At 31.2% G+C, this 727-nt stretch carries 2 protein-coding genes; both read right to left on the minus strand.

Going from position 1 to position 727, the window contains the following annotated elements; translation table 11 throughout:
• Positions 1-191, minus strand: a 191-nt coding sequence (locus ACH0CI_RS28230; RefSeq protein ID WP_406902664.1) for a helix-turn-helix domain-containing protein, incomplete at its 3' end; no start/stop codon positions are given.
• A gap of 10 nt (positions 192-201) precedes the next feature.
• Complete coding sequence (locus ACH0CI_RS28235; RefSeq protein ID WP_226556637.1) at positions 202-678, minus strand: DUF2975 domain-containing protein; 477 nt, start codon at positions 676-678, stop codon at positions 202-204.
• Positions 679-727 lie beyond the last annotated feature (49 nt).

Here is a 727-nt window from a genome sequence, read left to right on the forward strand (position 1 = left end):
TCTAAAATATCTCCTGGTTGGCAATCCAATGCTTTACAAATTTCTTCAAGTGTTGAAAATCTAACTGCTTTTGCTTTTCCATTTTTCAATATAGAAAGGTTAGATATGGTTATTCCAACTCTTTCTGCAAGTTCTGTTACACTCATTTTTCTTTTAGCTAGCATGACATCAATATTAATAATAATGGCCATTTTAATCACCTCAGACCGTTAAGTCATTTTCTGATTTTATATTAATTGCTTCTTTTAAAAGTTTTTGGAGGACAGCAGCAAACACTGCGATTACCATAGAAGCAAAAATAGGAACCATACCAAATACTATAAGGCCTGGAGCATCATCTTTGTCAGCCATAAGGAAGACAAAAGGGAACATAATTACATATAAAATACTAATTGTACTCGCACAGTATTTTATTTTCTTCAAAACATTTACTGAGATTTGAGAGAACGCCTGGTTTTTATCGATATAAGTTAAAAGTTTAAAAGCTTGATACAGCGCGATAAAAAATGGTATTGCAGATACGTACATAATAGATACACCAGGGTATAGTAGGTATGCATATTCAGGATTAGCCGGATTGTTTGCTAAGTGGATAATGCCAAATATACATAAAGCAAAAACTGGAATACTCATTAGTAAAACTGCAATTTTTAGAAATAATGTTGAACCTTTTTTCATAAAATACACCTCACATGTTTGTTTTCAAATAAACTATAACATCTAATTT

Origin of the sequence: Priestia sp. 179-F W1.4 NHS, assembly GCF_045369295.1 — a bacterium.
Taxonomy (GTDB): Bacteria; Bacillota; Bacilli; order Bacillales; family Bacillaceae_H; genus Priestia; species Priestia zanthoxyli.